Raw genomic sequence first — 264 nt, 5'->3', positions numbered from 1 at the left:
GGGGGAGACTGCCGCCTTTTCCGCCGCCACCGGCTATATGCCAACCCGGCTCTCGGCAGACATGTCCTCTGTCCTCGCGGCAACTCCGCAGATCAAGACAGCCATGGACCAGCTCGCTGCCACCAAGGTCCAGGACAACGCCCGCGTGTTCCTGCCGGGCGCAGACCAGGAAATGGCCAAGTCCGCAGCCAAAATCCTCACGCAGCAAGGCGACGTGCAGGCGACCATGACCGAGCTGAAGAAGACGCTCGAGGGCATCTACAC

1 pseudogene is annotated in these 264 nt (G+C 63.6%); it reads left to right on the top strand.

Annotated elements, in window-relative coordinates:
- Window positions 1–264: pseudogene (locus tag ACPYOM_RS22735) on the top strand (ABC transporter substrate-binding protein); the annotation flags it as partial.

The sequence above is a fragment of the Monashia sp. HAY1-2A genome (assembly GCF_056755315.1).
This window is presented reverse-complemented; position numbering and strand designations above follow the sequence as displayed.